Below are 1,027 nucleotides of genomic sequence, written 5' to 3' on the forward strand. Positions count from 1 at the left end.
AACATCACTCCGCTTAAGAGCAAAACTGAAACCACTGCTATCCATAAAATTTCATTCGAACTCATCTTTATCTCCTTTAATTTTTATGAGGGCGGTCATCATGACCAATCTGTTGTGCTTCGCATTCCATTAAAAAAAGAATGCAACAAGCCGCATGTGCCAAGTGTGATAAATCACTCTCAGCATCCTTATGCTCTCCACCAAACCATGCTAATAAATGACGTAAAGCAGCACCGTGAAACCTGCTCCAGTGCATGCCATTACGCCAATTGTTTGCTCCGTACTTCTTTGCCCCAAACTCTAAAACTTTGCCGATTTCAATCAGTGCCAACGGCGGTATAAGCTCTATACGAGGCTTACCATCATCATTCTTATGCGCTTCATTTGCATTATGTGAACACATATAAACTCTGTCGCCACCATATTCTTCAGTGCCGCAAACATATGCATTTCCATAAATCTTGGACTTACCATAAACCACGGCATGACCGAACACCTTAGCAGCATCACAAACCTTGGCATAACCACAAACCTTGGCGTTGCCATAAACCTTGGCGTTGCCATAAACATGGATATTATCGTAAACGTAAGCATTACCAAAAACCGCAGCTTCATCACAAACCTTGGCATTGCCAAATACATGCGCATTACCACAAACCTTGGCGTTGCCATAAATCGCAGCTGCTAAAAGAACATTGGCATTCTCATAAACACGGGCATTGTCATAAACATGAGAAAAACCAAGAACCTTGGCATTGCCAAAAACACGTGCATCACCATAAACCCATGCCCTATTCCCAACCCAACAATCACCTTCATGACTTAGGTTGTCTTCTTTCTCTATATAGCCTCCTAAATCACCTGCTTTAACATCACCAAAGTCTCTCAGTGCACGAATGCGGTGAAGTGTTCTGCCATCAAACTCAATTGTTTCATCAGTAAGTTCGTATTTCTTTTCTACAGCCATCATCACCTCCTTAAGGCTGCAAAGTCTCACGCGCGCTATCAACGCCGGAACTTTTTGCAA

1 protein-coding gene is annotated in these 1,027 nt (G+C 42.6%); it reads right to left on the reverse strand.

Annotation, left to right across the window (positions count from 1 at the left end):
• Nucleotides 1–76 precede the first annotated feature (76 nt).
• A complete protein-coding gene (locus tag ACFIK3_RS09615) occupies nucleotides 77–403 on the reverse strand; it encodes a dATP/dGTP diphosphohydrolase domain-containing protein (RefSeq protein ID WP_375661111.1) in 327 nt (108 codons plus the stop codon).
• Between the last annotated feature and the right edge of the window lie 624 nt (nucleotides 404–1,027).

The sequence above is a fragment of the Bartonella sp. CB10SXKL genome (assembly GCF_042195515.1).
In the GTDB taxonomy this organism is placed as follows: domain Bacteria; phylum Pseudomonadota; class Alphaproteobacteria; order Rhizobiales; family Rhizobiaceae; genus Bartonella.

What these genes read in the sequence shown, in the direction of transcription:
- ACFIK3_RS09615 (WP_375661111.1), bottom strand. Translation starts at nt 403, where the DNA reads ATGTGTTCACATAATGCAAATGAAGCGCATAAGAATGATGATGGTAAG.